At 61.5% G+C, this 16,866-nt stretch carries 15 protein-coding genes; 5 read left to right on the top strand and 10 right to left on the bottom strand.

What is annotated here, in order from left to right:
- Positions 1-5 precede the first annotated feature (5 nt).
- The 4 genes from ptsP to cysG all read right to left on the bottom strand — a co-directional run bounded on the left by ptsP (position 6) and on the right by cysG (position 3,921).
- The gene (gene ptsP / locus ACE3SE_RS10295; protein WP_374555063.1) at positions 6-1,745 is read right to left on the bottom strand and encodes a phosphoenolpyruvate--protein phosphotransferase; all 1,740 of its coding nucleotides are present in this window, start codon (positions 1,743-1,745) and stop codon (positions 6-8) included.
- Between the two features lie 29 nt (positions 1,746-1,774).
- Positions 1,775-2,044, bottom strand: a complete 270-nt coding sequence (locus tag ACE3SE_RS10290; protein ID WP_045847765.1) for an HPr family phosphocarrier protein — start codon at positions 2,042-2,044, stop codon at positions 1,775-1,777.
- Positions 2,031-2,438, bottom strand: coding sequence for a PTS sugar transporter subunit IIA (locus ACE3SE_RS10285; RefSeq protein WP_045847764.1), 408 nt, complete (start codon positions 2,436-2,438; stop codon positions 2,031-2,033). Before ACE3SE_RS10285 ends, ACE3SE_RS10290 begins: the two co-directional genes overlap by 14 nt.
- Before the next feature lie 61 nt (positions 2,439-2,499).
- Positions 2,500-3,921 (bottom strand): siroheme synthase CysG, encoded by a 1,422-nt coding sequence (cysG, locus tag ACE3SE_RS10280; protein ID WP_374555061.1) that lies wholly within the window; start codon positions 3,919-3,921, stop codon positions 2,500-2,502.
- Between the two features lie 181 nt (positions 3,922-4,102).
- Between cysG and ACE3SE_RS10275 the strand changes: the two genes are divergently transcribed.
- Positions 4,103-6,385 carry a diguanylate cyclase gene (locus ACE3SE_RS10275; RefSeq protein WP_374555060.1) on the top strand — a complete coding sequence of 761 codons (2,283 nt, stop codon included), beginning with the start codon at positions 4,103-4,105 and terminating at the stop codon, positions 6,383-6,385.
- Between the two features lie 80 nt (positions 6,386-6,465).
- On the top strand, positions 6,466-7,272 hold the full coding sequence (locus ACE3SE_RS10270) for a DUF3025 domain-containing protein (RefSeq protein ID WP_374555059.1): 807 nt from the start codon (positions 6,466-6,468) through the stop codon (positions 7,270-7,272).
- On the opposite strand, the gene ACE3SE_RS10265 is transcribed toward ACE3SE_RS10270, so the two are convergent.
- Positions 7,224-8,435, bottom strand: coding sequence for a YihY family inner membrane protein (locus tag ACE3SE_RS10265; RefSeq protein WP_131357441.1), 1,212 nt, complete (start codon positions 8,433-8,435; stop codon positions 7,224-7,226). The two genes, ACE3SE_RS10270 and ACE3SE_RS10265, sit on opposite strands and share 49 nt — an antisense overlap.
- Before the next feature lie 205 nt (positions 8,436-8,640).
- Here ACE3SE_RS10265 and wrbA point away from each other — a divergent pair, with 205 nt between their 5' ends.
- Together wrbA and asnB are read left to right on the top strand one after the other, a co-directional pair.
- Positions 8,641-9,243, top strand: a complete 603-nt coding sequence (gene wrbA, locus ACE3SE_RS10260; protein WP_045847760.1) for an NAD(P)H:quinone oxidoreductase — start codon at positions 8,641-8,643, stop codon at positions 9,241-9,243.
- Positions 9,244-9,377: 134 nt separating this feature from the next.
- The gene (gene asnB, locus ACE3SE_RS10255) at positions 9,378-11,234 is read left to right on the top strand and encodes an asparagine synthase (glutamine-hydrolyzing) (protein ID WP_374555056.1); all 1,857 of its coding nucleotides are present in this window, start codon (positions 9,378-9,380) and stop codon (positions 11,232-11,234) included.
- Here asnB and ACE3SE_RS10250 read toward each other — a convergent pair.
- Positions 11,231-12,034, bottom strand: coding sequence for an AraC family transcriptional regulator (locus ACE3SE_RS10250; protein ID WP_052694180.1), 804 nt, complete (start codon positions 12,032-12,034; stop codon positions 11,231-11,233). The two genes, asnB and ACE3SE_RS10250, sit on opposite strands and share 4 nt — an antisense overlap.
- Positions 12,035-12,100: 66 nt before the next feature.
- Here ACE3SE_RS10250 and ACE3SE_RS10245 point away from each other — a divergent pair, with 66 nt between their 5' ends.
- Positions 12,101-13,330, top strand: coding sequence for an MFS transporter (locus ACE3SE_RS10245; RefSeq protein WP_305015694.1), 1,230 nt, complete (start codon positions 12,101-12,103; stop codon positions 13,328-13,330).
- 43 nt (positions 13,331-13,373) lie between these two features.
- On the opposite strand, the gene ACE3SE_RS10240 is transcribed toward ACE3SE_RS10245, so the two are convergent.
- The 4 genes from ACE3SE_RS10240 to metX form a co-directional block, all read right to left on the bottom strand.
- On the bottom strand, positions 13,374-13,775 hold the full coding sequence (locus ACE3SE_RS10240; RefSeq protein ID WP_374555053.1) for an MliC family protein: 402 nt from the start codon (positions 13,773-13,775) through the stop codon (positions 13,374-13,376).
- On the bottom strand, positions 13,772-15,052 hold the full coding sequence (locus tag ACE3SE_RS10235) for an AmpG family muropeptide MFS transporter (protein WP_374555051.1): 1,281 nt from the start codon (positions 15,050-15,052) through the stop codon (positions 13,772-13,774). Before ACE3SE_RS10235 ends, ACE3SE_RS10240 begins: the two co-directional genes overlap by 4 nt.
- Positions 15,053-15,120: 68 nt before the next feature.
- Positions 15,121-15,723, bottom strand: coding sequence for a methionine biosynthesis protein MetW (metW, locus tag ACE3SE_RS10230; protein WP_374555049.1), 603 nt, complete (start codon positions 15,721-15,723; stop codon positions 15,121-15,123).
- Positions 15,720-16,862: a homoserine O-succinyltransferase MetX gene (gene metX, locus ACE3SE_RS10225; protein ID WP_131357431.1), complete on the bottom strand. Its 1,143-nt coding sequence runs from the start codon at positions 16,860-16,862 to the stop codon at positions 15,720-15,722. Before metX ends, metW begins: the two co-directional genes overlap by 4 nt.
- Between the last annotated feature and the right edge of the window lie 4 nt (positions 16,863-16,866).

Here is a 16,866-nt window from a genome sequence, read left to right as displayed (position 1 = left end):
CCGGATCAGGCATCCGGCTCGGCATTCAGCAGTTGCAAAAGATCGGCGATTTTATCAGGGTCTTCGGATCGAAGCATGCGCCCCGCAATGGGCGCGATATCGTCCAGATGGGTGTTGAGCACCATGCGCTTGACCGAGAGCAGGCTGGCCGGATGCATGGAGAACTTGCGCAAGCCCATGCCCAGCAGCAGGCGGGTCAGGCGCGGATCGCCCGCCATCTCGCCGCACACCGATACCGGTACCCCACCCTTGATGCCGGTGCGGATGGTATGCAGGATGAGCTTGAGCACCGCCGGATGCACCGGGTCATACAGGTGGCTGACCGAATCGTCGTTACGGTCGATGGCCAGGGTGTACTGGATCAGGTCGTTGGTGCCGATGGACAGGAAATCGACGTACTTGATGAAACTCCCCACCACCAGTGCGGCGGACGGAATTTCAATCATCGCGCCCACTTCCACCTTTTCATCGAATGGCAGGCCTTCTTCATGTAATTCCTGCTTGGCGTAATCCAGCTGGGCAATGGACTGCTTGAGTTCGCCCAGTGAATTGAGCATGGGGAACAGGATTTTCACCTTGCCATAGTGCGAGGCGCGCAACAGCGCACGCAGTTGGGCACGGAACATCAATGGCTCGGCCAGGCACAGGCGAATGCCGGTGAGGCCCAGCGCCGGGTTGTCTGCCACATCATGGTTCAGCCACTTGGGGTTCTTGTCGGCTCCAAGGTCCATGGTGCGGATGGTGACCGGCAAGCCTTTCATGTCTTCGGCCACCTTACGGTAGGCCTCGAACTGTTCGTCCTCGGTAGGCAGGGTGTCGCGCCCCAGAAACAGGAACTCGCTGCGGAACAGCCCCACCCCGGCTGCGCCGGAACCTTTCACCACGTCCACATCCTGCGGCAGCTCGATATTGGCCAGCAGTTCGATCACCGTGCCATCTTTGGTTTTGGCATCGGATTTGCGGATGGAGGACAGCTTGCGCTTGGCGTCGCGCCAGGCACGCTGCCGCCGGCGGTACTCGCTCAGCACCAGTTCGTCCGGGTTGATGATCAGCACGCCTTGCTGACCATCGACGATGATCTGTTCTTCCTCGCGGATTACCTCACGCGCGTGATGCAGGGCGATGACGGAAGGCAGGTCGAGACTGCGCCCCAGAATGGCGGTGTGTGAAGTCGCCCCGCCCACATCGGTGACAAAGGCGGCAAAGCTGGAATCCTTGAAATACACCATGTCGGCAGGTGACAGGTCGTGGGCCACCAGGATGGTGTCGTCCAGCAGGTCACCCGGAGCCGGCAGTTGCGGCGTGTGGCCGTCCAGATTCTTGAAAATGCGTTCCACCACCTGCAGCACGTCATTCTTGCGTTCGCGCAGGTAGTCTTCCTCGATGGCGTCAAACTGCTCCACCAGCAAGTCGCATTGCAGTTTCAGCGCCCATTCGGCATTGCAGTGCTGCTTTTCGATGATTTCGCGTGGTTCGCGCGAAATGGTGACATCACCCAGCAACATGATATGCAAGGACAGGAAAGCGCCCAGCTCAGCCGGGGCATTTTCCGGGATGCTGCCCCACAGCATCTCCAGTTCCTTGCGCGTGGCGCGGACGGCTTCGTCAAAGCGCGCCATTTCCGCCGGAATGTCCTTCTCTTCCAGGCCGTAATGCGCCACATCGTCCATGCTGCGCGAGATGAGATGGGCCCGGCCAATGGCGATGCCGCCACCAATGGCTACACCGTGCAGGGTGATATTCATCGTCCCATCCCCTCCTCAAGCGGGCTGATTCATTCAGCCTCGTCAAAACGATTGTTGATCAGTGCCACCAGCGCATCCAGCGCTTCCTGCTCGTCCGGACCATCCACGTCCAGCTCCACGGTAGCCCCCTTGGCCGCGGCCAGCATCATCACGCCCATGATGCTCTTGCCGTTGACACGCCTGCCATTGCGGGCAATACCCACATCGCTCTTGAAGCGGCTGGCCAGCTGGGTGAATTTACTCGAAGCCCGCGCATGCAGGCCAAGTTTATTGATAATTTGTATTTCAACGCGCAGCATTACCGTCCCCTGGAAGAATATAAAGCACGCCCTCCAACCCACCGGTAATGGCCTTGCTGACCACGATTTCCAGCGGCTGGCTGCTATAACTGAGCGCACGTACCAGCATGGGCAGACTGACCCCGGCAACGGCTTCCACCTTGCCCGGGTCGATCAGCCGGCTGGCAATATTGGATGGTGTGCCACCATACATATCAGTCAGTACCACTACGCCATCGCCTTGTTCCAGGCGTGCCACCAGCGCAGAAGCCTCGACCAGTTTCTGATCCGGATCCTCGGTTTTTTCTACCGCCAGCGTGGCGATATTGTCCGGGTCCCGTCCTAATACATGCCGGGCGCAGTCCAGTAGACAAGCGCCCAGATTGCCATGCGATATGACCAATACACCTACCATGCCCGCGTCTTCTTGTCCGTAACGATGATCGGCACACAGCTGCCCCGGGGGCAGGCTGCGCTCATTTCTGCTGCGAATCCGCCATTGTAGCAGGCCCGTTTTCCACACGGCGGAACCAGGCCAGTTTATCTGCCAGCGTGACAACGCTGCCCACAATGATAAGCGCTGGCGACGCAACACCATAGGAAGAAATCAGTGCCGGCAGGCTCTGAAGCGTTCCGGTCAGCGTGCGCTGACGGGTGGTGGTGGCCCATTCGATGACCGCCGCCGGGGTATCGGCCGGTTTGCCGTGGGCGATGAAGGCCGCACACAAATCAGCCGCCATGGTCAGCCCCATGTACACCACCACCGTCTGGCCTGGCCGGGTAAGGGCTGGCCAGTCCAGATCGATGCTGCCGTCTTTCTTGTGGCCGGTGACAAAAGTCACCGACTGGGCATGATCACGATGGGTCAAGGGTATACCGGCATAGCTGGCTGCGCCATTTGCCGAGGTAATGCCCGGCACTACTTCAAACGGAATGCCGTGGGCGGCCAGGGTTTCGATTTCCTCACCACCACGGCCAAAAGTAAACGGATCGCCGCCTTTCAAGCGCAATACGCGGCGGCCTTCGCTGGCCAGACGCACCATCAGCTGATTGATGTCTTCCTGCGGCAAGGTGTGATTGGCACGAGCCTTGCCCACGTAAATGCGCTCGGCATCGCGCCGCACCAGCTCCAGCAATTCCGGCGCAACCAGGTTGTCATGCAGCACCACATCGGCCTGCTGCATCAGGCGCAGGGCACGGAAGGTAAGCAGGTCGGGATTGCCCGGTCCGGCGCCCACCAGATACACCGCACCACTGGGACGGTCTTCCGCGCTGTCCAGGCGCAGTTCCATTTCGGCGCTGGCCACCGCCTCGCGGCCATTCATCACCGCTTCAGCAATCGGTCCTTCCAGCACGTTTTCCCAGAAAATGCGGCGTGACTCCACGTCGGCAAAGCGGGCCTTTACCCGGTCGCGAAAGCGTGCCGAAAATGCCGCCAGCAGGCCGAAACCGGCCGGAATGATACTTTCCAGCCGTGCCCGTACCAGACGGGCCAGCACCGGAACGGCACCGCCGGATGACACGGCAATCACCAGCGGCGAGCGGTCGATGATGGCAGGGGTGATGTAGGTGGAGAGTTCCGGATCATCCACCACATTGACTGGAATATTCTGTGCTTGCGCTGCGGCCGATACTTGCTGGTTGACCTCCCGCAAATTGGTGGCCGCAACCACCAGCCGCATGCCGGCCACGCGGGATGCCTCAAACCGCTCCGGCAGCCACTCCAGCTCGCCCTGCTCAATCATCCGGGCCAGTTCCGCCGTCACTTCCGGCGCAAGTACGGTCAGGCGTGCACCGGCAGCCTTGAGCAAACGCACCTTGCGCAGGGCGACATCGCCCCCGCCCACCACCAGGCAGGCGGCATCCTGCAGCTTGAGAAAAATCGGGAAATAATCCATGCAACACTCCGCAACAATCGGCACAGCATACTTTATTTGTTGCACAAAAACGACGACCACGGCATATGCAGTCTGATTTTCATCATCACAATTTCCGAATCAGGTGCCATGATGAAGCAAAGCCCCGCACAAACGTTAACAGGGGCGGCATCAGAAAGCGGCGGGTAGGCATTTGGATAAATTGAGCGCAAATACCGGTAGCCATGTCATCCGGTCTGGCAGCGCCCTGCTGCTGTTCAGTAGTTCGGCATGGGCAGCACCTGCCATCAAAACCCCATGGGAATGGCCGTTGCTATGCATCGTGGGTTTGGCGTTGGCCGCATGGCTGGGCAGTTTCTGGCAACGCTGGCGCCTGCGCCAGCTGCAGGAGGATTCCCTGCGTTTCAATGTGCAGCATTCCGGCGAGGCCATGCTGATTCTGGACGAACAGGGCCGGGTACAGGCTGCCGGTGAGGCCTGTGCCAAGTGGCTGGACATCGGCCCCGACCAGCGCTTGCCCGAAACACTGTACGCACGCTTGCAGCAACAGACTGCCTTGCTGGCTAGCGCCCAGCCCCTGGTGTGGACCGATGAGCGCTGCGGCCATACCCGGCTGGGCATTCAGCAACTGGTGCTGCCGGCGGAATTCCTGCCCGCACGCTGGCGCATCATCCAGCTGCATGCGCTTGACGAGGCGGTGCTGGCCGTACCGCAAGCCCAGGCCATGCTGACCGCCATGCAAGGGGCACGCATCGGCCTGTGCGAATTCGACCTCGACAAGAACCTGGTACAAGGCTCACCCGCAGCCTTGTCCACCCTGCTGGGCCTGCCAGCCAGCGACATGCAGCTGGATCTGGGAGACTGGCTGGAGCGTGTGCACCCGGATGACAGAGCGCTGCTGGAAAACGCCCTGCAAGCCATCGCCCACAGCGGGCAGACCAGTCAGGAGCTGGAATACCGTATCCGCCACGAAAAACAGCACTGGGAATGGCTGGAGCAAATCCTGCAGGGCAAGGACTGTGCGGACGATACGCATCGCGTGCTGGCCCTCAGCCAGGTGATCACCCCGCGCAAACTGGCCGAGGCAGCCATCCGCCGGCGGGAGCAGGAATTCCGCACGCTGGTGGAGAACTCCAGCGACATCATTGCCCGTTACGATCTGTCGCTGCGCTGCCAGTTCATCAACCGCAGTGTCAGCCGTTATTCGCCGCTGATCCGCGATGAACACATCGGCAAGACCATGGCGGAAAAAGGCTGGCCCGCCGATATCGTCCAGCAGTTTGAAAGCGAGTGCCAGACGCTGATAGACACCGGGCAGCCACGCTGTTTCGAGATGGAATTGCTGCTGCTCAACCGGCGTCATATCTTCGAAACCCGGCTGTTTCCCGAATTTGACAGCCAGGGCAAGCTCACCAGCATCCTGTCAGTGGACCGGGAAGTCACCGACAGTAGACTGGCCCAGCGCCTGCTGAGTGAAGAAAACGCCGTGATGGAGATGATTGCCTCCAATCAGCCGCTGGAAGACACGCTGGCGCAGATCTGCACCATGATTGAGACCCAGCTGGCGGGAGGACGCTGTTCGGTGATGCTGCTGACCGAAGACGGCCAGCACCTGCATGTGGCATCCGGCCCCAGACTGCCTGCGGGCTACACCTCCCGGATAGAGGGCATCGCCATCGGCCCGGAGGTCGGCTCCTGCGGCACCGCCGCCTACTGGAAGCGCACCATCATTGTCGAGGATATGGAAAGCAGCCCCTTGTGGCAGCCCTATCTGGAACTGACGCGCCGCTTCGAGCTGCGTGCATGCTGGTCCACACCGCTGTTTAGCAGCCAGCGCGAGCTGCTGGGCACTTTTGCCATTTATTACAGCGAGCCACGCACGCCAACCCCGGAGGAAATGCGTCTGGTGTACCGCAGCTCGCATATCACCGCCATTGCCCTGCAAAGCGAGCTGCATGAACAGAAGCTGGTACAGCTGGCCACCATTGATGAACTGACCCACCTGGATAACCGTCGCCACTTCCTGCAACAAGCCGGGCGCGAGCTCAAGCGCTGCCAGCGCTACCAGACGCCGATGGCGGTGCTGATGATGGATCTGGACCATTTCAAGAACATCAACGACCAGTATGGTCATGCCGCCGGGGATGAAGTAATCACCCACTTTGCCCGCCTGTGCCGCGAAGTGTTGCGCACCAGTGACCTGACCGGCCGGCTGGGAGGTGAAGAGTTTGCCGCCATCCTGCCCAACACCGACAGCAGCGCGGCACTGGCCGCGGCCGAACGCCTGCGCCAGGCCGTCAGCGACAGCCAGGTGACGGTCAATGGCCAGGACATCCGTTACACCGTCAGCCTGGGCATGACGCTATTGCGCGAAACCGACTTGCATGTGGACGACTTGCTCAAAAGGGCGGACAAACTGCTGTACCAGGCCAAGCACGAGGGACGCAACCGGGTATGCCATGACCTGGCGCTCAAGGTGGTGTGAGGGACAGCAGCAGGCAAGGCGGCTATCGCTGCCGGCGGCTGTAGCTCTAGAATACGCGTTTTCCCGCGATGGCCGCTGCCGTGAAAGACTGGAGCAAGCACTACCTCAGCCACCCGCTGTACCAGCCGGTTGCCGATTTTGCCACCCTGCTGCCGCTGGCGGACTGGCCGGATCAACAGGACTACGACCAACTGCTGCAACAGGCCCGCCTGCGCTGCCAGCTCCTCGCGCAGCTGCGTTTTTGCTGTGACCTGCAAGCAGACGCCTACTATGAAATGCACATCGGCAGCACCGGCGAGGTGCCCACCCGCAGCCACAACTGGCATGACTGGTTCAATGCACTGGCCTGGCTGGCATGGCCGCGCAGCAAGGAGGCACTGAACGCGCGCCATGTGCGCGCCATCAGCCGTGGAGAGGTCAAACGCGGGCCACGGCGTGATGCTGCCACCTTGCTGGATGAATGCGGGGTGATCGTGGCCTGTGCCCGTCCGGAACTGGGCCAGGCGCTGGATGACATGCAGTGGCACACGCTGTTTGTCGATGAGCGTGCTGCCTGGGGACGGTACATCAGCGTGCATACGCTGGGACATGCCATTTTCGAAGTAGGCTTGCAGCCGCATATCGGCTGGTGCGGCAAAGCCTTGCTGCTGGATGTCGACACCGGATTTTTCCAGCTGGATGAACACACGCAACGGGCCTGGCTGGATGCCAGGCTGGCTGCGCTGCTGGCCGATGACAACTGGCTGGCCAGCCCGCGCCAGCTGTGGCCGCTGCCCTTGCTGGGCATACCGGGCTGGTGGCCGGACAATGAAAACCCGGCCTTCTACCAGAATACCGACTACTTCCGCCCCAGCCGGCGGGCAAAATCCTCCAGCGTCACGGTCTGAAGCCGTTCGGTGACACTGCCCAGCAAGGCTTCAATACCCTGGCCGACATCATCGTCATTGGCCAGGTCGGCCCGGTAGACAAACAGCTGGAACAGGTCGGACAAGTGCACGCTGGCCAGCTTGCGCATCAGCACCCAGCCATCACGCTGGCCTTTCTGCACGTAACCATGCTGCGCCAGCTTGTCCAGCACCAGTCCCAGTTCGTCATAACCGATCTTCACCTGCTCGCGCAGCTGAACCGGTGTCAGGCTGCGGCCTTGCACCTGGGCCGCATCCAGCATCAGCAATACTTCCACCGCATCCAGAAAACGGCGGCGCGGTTCAAAGCGGCGCCGCCAGGCCCCACCCTCCCAGTAAGACAGGGAGGCGGTGAATACCGCACCGGCCAGCACCACCATCCACAAGCAGTACACCCACAGCAGGAAAATCGGAATGCTGGCAAAAGCGCCATACACCAGCTGGTAATTGGCGACCTGCCCGATGTAGTAGCCAAACAGCAGCTTGGTCAGTTCCAGCAACACCGCGGTAATCATCGCGCCCAGCACGGCATGACGGATCGGGACAAAGCGGTTGGGCACAATGCGGTACAGCAGCGACAAGACAATGCCGGTCAGCAAAATGGTCCCGCCCGCCTCGACCGTACTGGCCAACAGCGGCATGGTCTTTTCAAAGCGGGTGAACTTGAGCAGCCAGCGCCAGGACAACAGGCCGCCCCCCAACACCAGCGGGCCCAGCGTCAGCACCGTCCAGTACACCATGCTCTGCTGCAGCCAGGGGCGGCCACGACGCACGCTCCAGATGGCATTGAAGGTGCGCTCGATGGTGGACATCAGCATCAAGGCCGTCACACCCAGCATCACGATGCCGGCTGCGGTCAGTTTTTCCGCATTATCGGCAAACTGGCGCATGTAGACGGATATCACCTTGCCGGCGAATTCCGGCACCAGGGTGGACAGCAACATCACCTTGAAACGCGTGCTGTAATCGGAAAACACCGGGAAAGCGGATATCACCGTCAGCGCAATGGTGAACAGCGGCACCAGCGCCAGCAGTGTGGTGAAAGTCAGGCTGCCGGCCACCTGCATCACACGATGGCTGCCCATGCGTCTGACCAGAAAACCGACAAAGCCTGCCTGAGTAGCGTATTTATGCGGCAGTTTCATCTGCGGCAAGGTAATGCAGCCTTTCGCCGCTGGCAAGTGACAGCCACAAGGCAGGCCCTGCCCAAGGCCAGGGCCATGCAGGCGCACTGATTGACGGCGTAATGTTACACACACCTTCTTCATACAAATTAACGATTGGAAGCTGGTATCATGCAGCCAGTTATCGAGGTCGTCTTTTGACGATGACATATCACTGGACATTGCCGTGCAAGACATTCTTGTTCTCTATTACAGCCAGCATGGTGCCACTGCCGAACTGGCCCGACTGATTGCCCGTGGCATCGAAAGTGTGCCCGGCTGCCAGGCACGGCTGCGTACCGTGCCCAAGGTATCCACCGTGTGCGAAGCCAGTGAACCGGCCATTCCGGCACAGGGCGCACCCTATGTGGAAAAAAGCGATCTGGCCGAATGCATTGGCCTGGCGCTGGGCAGCCCCACCCGCTTTGGCAATATGGCGGCGGCCATGAAGTACTTTATCGACAGCACCAGTGGCGAATGGCTGGCGGGCGCGCTGGCCGGCAAGCCCGGTTGCGTGTTTACCAGCTCCTCGTCCATGCACGGCGGGCAGGAATCCACCTTGCTGAGCATGATGCTGCCGCTCTTGCACCACGGCATGCTGATTGTCGGCCTGCCCTATGCCGAAGCAGCGCTGGCAGCCACCCAGACCGGCGGTACCCCTTATGGTGTCAGCCATGTGGCGGGGGTCAAGAACGACCGGCCGCTGTCCGAAGACGAACGCAAGCTGGCGCTGGCCCAGGGCAAACGCCTGGCCGAGGCCGCGCTGCGCTTGCACAACACGCAGCAGTAAACCACAGGCCAGACAGCAGGTTGTCTGCTTGATACCGGCGGTGCGCTGAACACGGCGCAACTAGCCGGTTTTCCATTTTTGCGACGACTGACCGCCAGCCCGGTGCCGCGGTCAGGATCAGGATCATCTTTACTATGTGCGGAATCGCAGGTTTCTTCTCCCGACAACCGGTGGCAGCGGCCACCGCCGATGCCATGCTGCTGGAGCTGGCCCGCCGCGGCCCGGATGCTGCCCATCAGTTGCGACTGGACCAGCAAGGCCAGGTCGCGGCGGATGATGCCATCCACAACGCCTTGCTGCATGCGCGGCTGTCCATCATCGACCCGCGCCCCGAGGCCGACCAGCCGATGCGCAACGACGATGGCCAGCTGTGGATCTGCTACAACGGCGAGGTGTACGACTGGGAAGACGGCAAACGCGAGCTGGAACAGGCTGGCGTGGTATTCCGCACCCATTCCGATACCGAATTCATCCTGCGGGCCTACGAAGCCTGGGGCATTGACGGCTTGCTGACGCGCCTGCGCGGCATGTTTGCCTTTGCCATTCTCGACCTGCGCCAGGGCAAGGTGCATCTGGCGCGCGACCGCATGGGCGAAAAACCGCTGCTGTATGCGCTGCTGGATGGCAATCTGGCGTTCGGCTCGCTGGTGCGCTCGGTGCTGCCCTTCCTGCCCCTTCCTGCCCGCCAGTTCAGCCCAGCCGCCATCGACGCCTATCTGGCGCACCGTTACATCCCGGCACCGGCCACCGTATTCGAAAACATCCAGCGGCTGGAAAACGGCTATTGCCTGGAGTTCGACCTTGCCAGTCGTCAATTGAAGAAACGCCGTTACTGGCAACCGCAAGCCACGGCTGGCGACTGGCTGCCGGAGCTGGACCATGCCGTAGCCATGCGTACCGTGGCCGACCGCCCGTTGGGCGTGCTGCTGTCCGGTGGCATTGACTCCACCCTGATTGCCAGCCGACTGGCCACCCAGGGCTATCAGCAGTTTTCCACCTTTACCGCGGCCTTTCCCGGCAGCACGCTGGACGAATCAATTGACGCGGCAGATTCCGCCCAGCGCATGGGGCTAAGCAATATCCGCATCGACATGCCGGAAAACCTGGCGGCGGATTTCTCGCGCATTGTGGCTGATCTGGACCAGCCCTTTGCCGACCCGTCCAGCTTCCCGACCTGGTATCTGGCACGGGAAGTCAGCAAGCACGTGAAAGTGGTGCTGGTGGGCGACGGTGGCGACGAGCTGCTGGCCGGCTACAAGCGCATGAACAAGCATCTGCGCACCCGCTGGCGTCGTCACCTGCAACTGCCGCTGGGCATCCGTCCTTCACTGGACGGCAAACAGGGCAAGCTGGGTACCGAGCTGGCAATGAGCTGGACGGAGGCCTACTCGCTGCGTTTTTCCGGCATGACACCGGGCCAGCGCCGCTACCTGCAAGGCGGACGTGAGTTGCAACAACTCAGCTACTGGCGCGCACCGGACGACATCGGCCCGGAAGCCAGTGATGCCGTCCCCGGCCTGCAAAGCCTGCTGGCCATCGACTTTGCCAATTACCTGCCCGACTACATCCTGCAAAAGTCGGACCTGTGCACCATGGCGCACGGGCTGGAAGGCCGCGCCCCGCTGCTGGACCACGGCTTGTACCAGCATCTGCTGGCGACGCCTGATGCAGAGCGCTACACCCAGCCGGCCAAGCTGATTTTCCGCCGTGCCATGCACCCGGCCCTGCCCGCCGACTTCTTCCAGCGCAAGAAACGCGGCTTCAACCCGCCGCTTTCCGGCTGGCTGAAAACCAGTCTGGCCGAGCGTTTTGCCGGCCTTGGCAGCCGGCTGAGCCGCCAGACCGACAACTTGCTGGACGCCACCGCCGTGGACGCCTTTGCCCAGGCCTACCGGGGTGGCAAGGAAGCGCTGGCCGAACAGATGCTGCAATTGCTGATTCTGGACGAAAGCCTCACCCAGCTGGACGCGCTGCGCCGCGCCCTGCCCTAGCCGCCTGTCACCGAGTAATCATCATCCGGCAGCGGCGCATAGAAGCTGCTGGGTGACACCCCCAACTCGCGCTTGAACATGGTGGCAAAGGCACTGGGGCTGGCATAACCCAGATCCAGTGCCACTTCCAGCACACTGGCCCCGCAGGCCAGCTTTTCCAGCGCGGCAATCAGCCGTGCCTGCCGCCGCCACTGCCCCAGTGACAAGCCGGTTTCCCGGCTGAAGCGCCGCTGCAAGGTGCGCGGGTCCATCGCCAGCTGTGTGGCCCACTCCTCCACCGAACGGGCATCCGCCGGCTCGGCCAGCAATACATCACACAAACCTTGCAAGGCCGGGCTTTGCGGCCGTGGCAGGGACAAGGCCAGCGTGGGCAGGCTGCGGATTTCATCCAGCAGCAGCTTCATCAGCCGCTCATCGCGTGAATCCGGCGGGTACGGCACGGCAATGCTCATCGCCGCCAGAATCAGCTCGCGCAGCAAGGGTGAGATGGCCAGCACCCGGCACTCCTGCGGCAGGCCTTCCAGACTATCCTTGCGCACATACACCGTGCGCATGCGCACTGCGCTGATCATCCGCACCTGGTGCCAGGTGTCGATTGGCAGCCAGATGCCACGGGTAGGCGGCACGATCCACTGCCCCAGCGCCGTGCTCACCACCATCACGCCTTCCACCGCATACAAGAGTTGTGCCGTGGGGTGGGCATGGCGCGGCGTGTCTTCACCCGCCGGGTAATCACGCGCCTTGGCCACGACCGGGGCGATACCGGTGTCGTACTGGTGCAGATGTTGATAATCATTCATGACTGTCATTTTCTCGCAGATGATTGCCCCGAATGCGCAAGACGGGCAGGGATAGCCCTTGATAGCATGATGAACCCACCACCACAAGACGACATCATCATGACAAGCGCCAGCCAGAGCATGGCACCGCCGCAGGACACCCGCTTCCGGGTTTTGGGTGCCATCAGTTTTACCCATTTCCTCAACGACATGTTGCAGTCGCTGATTCTGGCCATCTACCCGGTACTGAAGGGCGGCTTTCATCTGAGCTTTGCCCAGATCGGCCTGATGACGCTGGTTTACCAGTGCACCGCCTCACTATTGCAACCATTGGTCGGCATCTACACCGACAAGCGGCCACTGCCCTATTCGCTGGTTTTCGGCATGGGTTCCACCCTGTGCGGCCTGTTGCTGCTGTCGGTGGCGTCCAGCTATCCGGTGTTGCTGATGGCCGCCGCGCTGGTAGGCACCGGCTCGTCCATTTTCCATCCGGAATCCTCGCGCGTGGCACGCATGGCATCCGGTGGTCGCCACGGCCTGGCACAATCGCTGTTTCAGGTGGGCGGTAATGCCGGCACCGCCACCGGCCCCTTGCTGGCCGCGCTGGTGGTGTTTCCCTATGGTCAGCCCAGCCTGGCGTGGTTTTCGCTGGCGGCTCTTCTTGGCATGCTGGTGCTGTGGCGCATTGGTAACTGGTATGCCCACCAGCAACGCACCGCCAAAGCTCACAAGGCTATCGTAGCCACCGGGCTGTCACCGCAGCGCACAGCGTTTACGCTGGGTGTGCTGGTGCTGTTGGTGTTCTCCAAGTATTTCTATCTCACTAGCATCACCAGTTATTTCACCTTCTACCTGATGCAGCATTTCGGGCTGGGCGTGCAGGCAGCACAGCTGCATCTGTTCATCTTCCTGTTTGCCGTGGCTGCCGGTACCGTGCTGGGCGGGCCGATTGGTGATGCCATTGGCCGCAAGCGGGTGATCTGGTTCTCGATTCTGGGTGTGGCACCGTTTACCCTGGCGCTGCCGCATGTGGACCTGTTCTGGACCAGCGTGCTGTCCTTCATCATCGGCTTCATCCTGGCTTCGGCCTTCTCTGCCATCCTGGTCTATGCACAGGAGCTGGTGCCGGGCAAGGTGGGCATGGTGTCCGGGCTGTTCTTCGGCTTTGCCTTCGGTATTGGCGGCATCGGCGCTGCGGTACTGGGCAAGGTGGCCGACCACTACGGCATCGAAACCGTGTACCAGCTGTGCGCCTACCTGCCGCTGCTGGGCATCATCACCGTGCTGCTGCCCGACCTGCACCGTAAAAAAGCCTGAGTCACGCAGCACAAAGCAAAACCGGCCTTGATGGCCGGTTTTTTCATGGTGCTGCCGGGGTAAGGACCGGTGCCGTGGTAGCGGTTAGCAGCGGCTGGCAATCCCGTGCCAGCGTGCGCCCGCCGCGGGTCAGCAATACCGCCTGCTCGCCCTTGTTCCACCACACCAGCTGCTGGCTGGCATAGCGCGCGCCACTGGCACTGCTGACCCGTACCAGCCGGTAATGGCGACCATGCCAGCTGATGCGGATGGGCACCACGTCCTCTACTTCTGCCTGCGGATATTCCACGCTGACCACGCGCTGGGCCGCGCATTGGTAATCCACCTTTTGCAAAACCACGGTGTTGCCTGCGGCTGGCACGGCTGGTTCCGGCATGGCTTCCGGCCCCGGCGCAGCCAGCACTGGCAGGCTGAGCAGACTCAACAGGATAACAGTTGCCTTCATGCAGTCTCTCCGTTCTGATCATTCCCGTGCCACGGGGCCACTTTCAGCAGCAACAACATGCCTGGCAAGGCCAGCAGGGTGCACAGCAGGAAAAACCCCATCCAGCCCAGATCATTCACAATATAGCCGGTCGCCGCGTTGGCGAAGGTGCGTGGCACCGCCGACAGGCTCGTAAACAGGGCAAACTGGGTGGCGGTATAAGCCGGATGGGTGGTGCGGGCGATGAAGGCCACAAAGGCCGCTGTGCCCAGGCCCACGCCCAGCGCTTCAAAACCGATCACCAGCGCCAGCTGGCCTAACTGGACAGGTCCGATCTGCTGAAAATGGCCATAGCTGGCCAGCCAGGCGAAGCCCAGAATCGACAATACCTGCACCACGCCAAACAGCCACAGGGCGCGGTTGATGCCCAGCTTGAGCATCCACACTCCGCCAAGCAATCCACCAATCACCGCCGGCCACAGCCCGGCGTTTTTGGCCACCAGGCCGATATCCGATTTGGCAAAGCCCATGTCCAGGTAAAACGGCGTGGCCAGTGCGGTGGCCATGCTGTCGCCCAGCTTGTACAGGAAGATGAAACCCAGAATGGTGGCGGCGCTGTGCCAGCCCTGGCGGTGGATGAACTCATGAAACGGCTCCACCACGGCTTCGCGCAGGGTTTTGGGTGGTGTACCAGCCAGCCTGGGCTCGGACACCAGCAGGGTCATGAGCAGCCCCGGCAGCATGAACAGCGCAGTGATGACGAACACATTGGCCCAACTGGTGTGGTCGGCCAGAATCAGCGACAGGGCACCGGGCACCAGGCCGGCCAGTCGGTAGGCATTGATATGCACCGAGTTGCCCAGCCCCAGCTCGGCTTCGGGCAGCAGCTCGCGGCGATAAGCGTCCAGCACGATATCCTGACTGGCCGAGAAAAACGCCACCACCGCCGCCAGTGCGGCAATCTGCTGTAATTGCAGCTGTGGATTGAACAGACCGAACAGGGCCATGCTGATGAGCAAGGCCAGCTGGCTGAGCAGCATCCAGCCACGACGCCGTCCCAACAATGGCGGGACAAAGCGGTCCAGCAGCGGCGACCACAGGAATTTCCAGGTATAGGGCAGGCCGATCAGGGCAAACAGGCCGATGGCCTTGAGATTCACTCCTTCGCTGCGCAGCCAGGCCGGCAGCAGATTGATCAGCATATACAGCGGCAGGCCGGAGCTGAAGCCGGTGGCAATGCAGATCAGCATGCGGCGCGACCAGATGGCCTCGCGCCAATGTACGGAAGAATGCGTCATTTATCCTTGCGGCATGGGCCGCCAATGCAAAAAGGCGGCCAGCAGCCGCCTTTGTTAGTCATCAATCATCAGGCCGTTTGCCGGGCAACCCGGTAAAACGCCAGGCTGCCGCGCAGATTGGGCAGGAAGTGAATGCGCTTTGCCTCGTTCATCACCACCCGCTCCAGCACGCGGATGCCGTTTTTGGCGCACAGCGCTTCGAAATCCCCCAGCATGCACCAATGGATGTTCGGCGTGTTGTACCACTGGTAAGGGATGGTTTCCGACACCGGCATATGACCTTGCAGGATCTGCCAGCGGTTTTCCCAGTAGCCGAAATTGGGGAAGGTGACGATGGCCTCGCGGCCCACGCGCAGCATTTCCACCAGAATCTGCTCGGTATTGTGCATGGCCTGAATGGTTTGCGACAACACCACATGGTCGAAACGCTGGTCTTCAAACTCGGCCAGACCGGTTTCCAGGTTGCCCTGGATCGCGTTGACGCCGGCTTGCACACAGCGCACCACATTGTTGACGTCAAAGTCCACGCCATAGCCACGCACGGCCTTGTTGCGGTTCAGCCAGGACAGCAGCGCACCATCGCCGCAGCCCAGGTCCAGCACCCGGCTGGCAGGGGCCACCCAGTCGGCAATCAGTTGCAGGTCGGCCCGCAAAGTGTTGGCAGCGCTCATGCGTTCACCTCCTCGGCCACGCGGTTGAGGTAGGCGCGCATCAGGTTGACATAGGGTTCATCCAGCATCAGGAAGGCATCGTGACCGTGGACCGACTCGATTTCGCCGTACACCACCTCTTTGTCCGCCGCCACCAGCGCCTTGACGATTTCGCGCGAGCGTTCCGGCGAGAAACGCCAGTCCGAGGTAAAGCTGGCCACCATGAAACGGGCGCTGGCTTTTTTCAGCGCCGCCACCAGGTCGTCGTTCAGGTCCTTGGCCGGGTCGAAGTAATCCAGTGCCTTGGTCATCAGCAGATAGGTATTGGCGTCGAAATAATCAGAGAACTTGTCGCCCTGATAACGCAGGTAGGATTCGATTTCGAATTCCACCTCGTAACCAAACTGGTAATCACCGCTTTTGAGCATGCGGCCGAATTTCTCGCCCATGCCGTCATCGGACAGATAGGTGATATGGCCCAGCATGCGCGCCAGCCGCAGGCCGCGACGCGGAATGGCATCGTGGGCGTAGTAGTCGCCGCCGTGGAAATCCGGGTCGGTAAGGATGGCCTGACGGGCCACGTCGTTGAAAGCAATGTTCTGTGCCGACAGCTTGGGTGCAGACGCAATCACTAGCGCATGTGCCACCCGTTCCGGGTAATCGATGCTCCATTGCAGGGTCTGCATGCCGCCCAGGCTGCCACCGATGATGGCGGCCCAGCGGTCTATGCCCAGCCGGTCGGCCAGCCGCGCTTGCGAACGCACCCAGTCCGGCACCGTCACCACCGGGAAGGAAGACCCCCAGGGCTGGCCGGTGGCCGGGTTGATGGAGGACGGGCCGGTGCTGCCGTGGCAGCCGCCCAGATTGTTCAGGCCCACCACAAAGAAGCGGTCGGTATCGATGGGTTTGCCCGGCCCCACCATATTGTCCCACCAGCCTGCCGCCTTATCTTCCGGCGTGTAACGCCCCGCCACATGATGGTGGCCGGACAGCGCATGGCAGATCAGGATGGCATTGCTGCGCGCGGCATTGAGCGTGCCATAGGTTTCAAAACACAGCTGGTAATCAGGCAGTACGGCACCGCTGGCCAGCTGCAGCGGGGTATCGAATACCGCTGTCTGCGCCTGTACGATGCCGACGGACCTTGTCAGATCAGACATAACA

The sequence above is a fragment of the Aquitalea pelogenes genome (genome assembly GCF_041914625.1).
GTDB classification, from domain to species: Bacteria; Pseudomonadota; Gammaproteobacteria; order Burkholderiales; family Chromobacteriaceae; genus Aquitalea; species Aquitalea pelogenes.
The sequence above is the reverse complement of the archived record's forward strand: the minus strand, read 5'-3'. Positions and strand labels throughout refer to the sequence as shown.

Excerpts from the sequence above, each read along its gene's own strand:
- ACE3SE_RS10235 (WP_374555051.1), bottom strand. The coding sequence starts at position 15,052 with ATGACGCATTCTTCCGTACATTGGCGCGAGGCCATCTGGTCGCGCCGC.
- metX (WP_131357431.1), bottom strand. The coding sequence starts at position 16,862 with ATGTCTGATCTGACAAGGTCCGTCGGCATCGTACAGGCGCAGACAGCG.
- ACE3SE_RS10245 (WP_305015694.1), top strand. The coding sequence starts at position 12,101 with ATGATGAACCCACCACCACAAGACGACATCATCATGACAAGCGCCAGC.
- ACE3SE_RS10265 (WP_131357441.1), bottom strand. The coding sequence starts at position 8,435 with ATGAAACTGCCGCATAAATACGCTACTCAGGCAGGCTTTGTCGGTTTT.
- metW (WP_374555049.1), bottom strand. The coding sequence starts at position 15,723 with ATGAGCGCTGCCAACACTTTGCGGGCCGACCTGCAACTGATTGCCGAC.
- ACE3SE_RS10250 (WP_052694180.1), bottom strand. The coding sequence starts at position 12,034 with ATGAATGATTATCAACATCTGCACCAGTACGACACCGGTATCGCCCCG.
- ptsP (WP_374555063.1), bottom strand. The coding sequence starts at position 1,745 with ATGAATATCACCCTGCACGGTGTAGCCATTGGTGGCGGCATCGCCATT.
- ACE3SE_RS10290 (WP_045847765.1), bottom strand. The coding sequence starts at position 2,044 with ATGCTGCGCGTTGAAATACAAATTATCAATAAACTTGGCCTGCATGCG.
- asnB (WP_374555056.1), top strand. The coding sequence starts at position 9,378 with ATGTGCGGAATCGCAGGTTTCTTCTCCCGACAACCGGTGGCAGCGGCC.
- ACE3SE_RS10240 (WP_374555053.1), bottom strand. The coding sequence starts at position 13,775 with ATGAAGGCAACTGTTATCCTGTTGAGTCTGCTCAGCCTGCCAGTGCTG.
- cysG (WP_374555061.1), bottom strand. The coding sequence starts at position 3,921 with ATGGATTATTTCCCGATTTTTCTCAAGCTGCAGGATGCCGCCTGCCTG.
- ACE3SE_RS10285 (WP_045847764.1), bottom strand. The coding sequence starts at position 2,438 with ATGGTAGGTGTATTGGTCATATCGCATGGCAATCTGGGCGCTTGTCTA.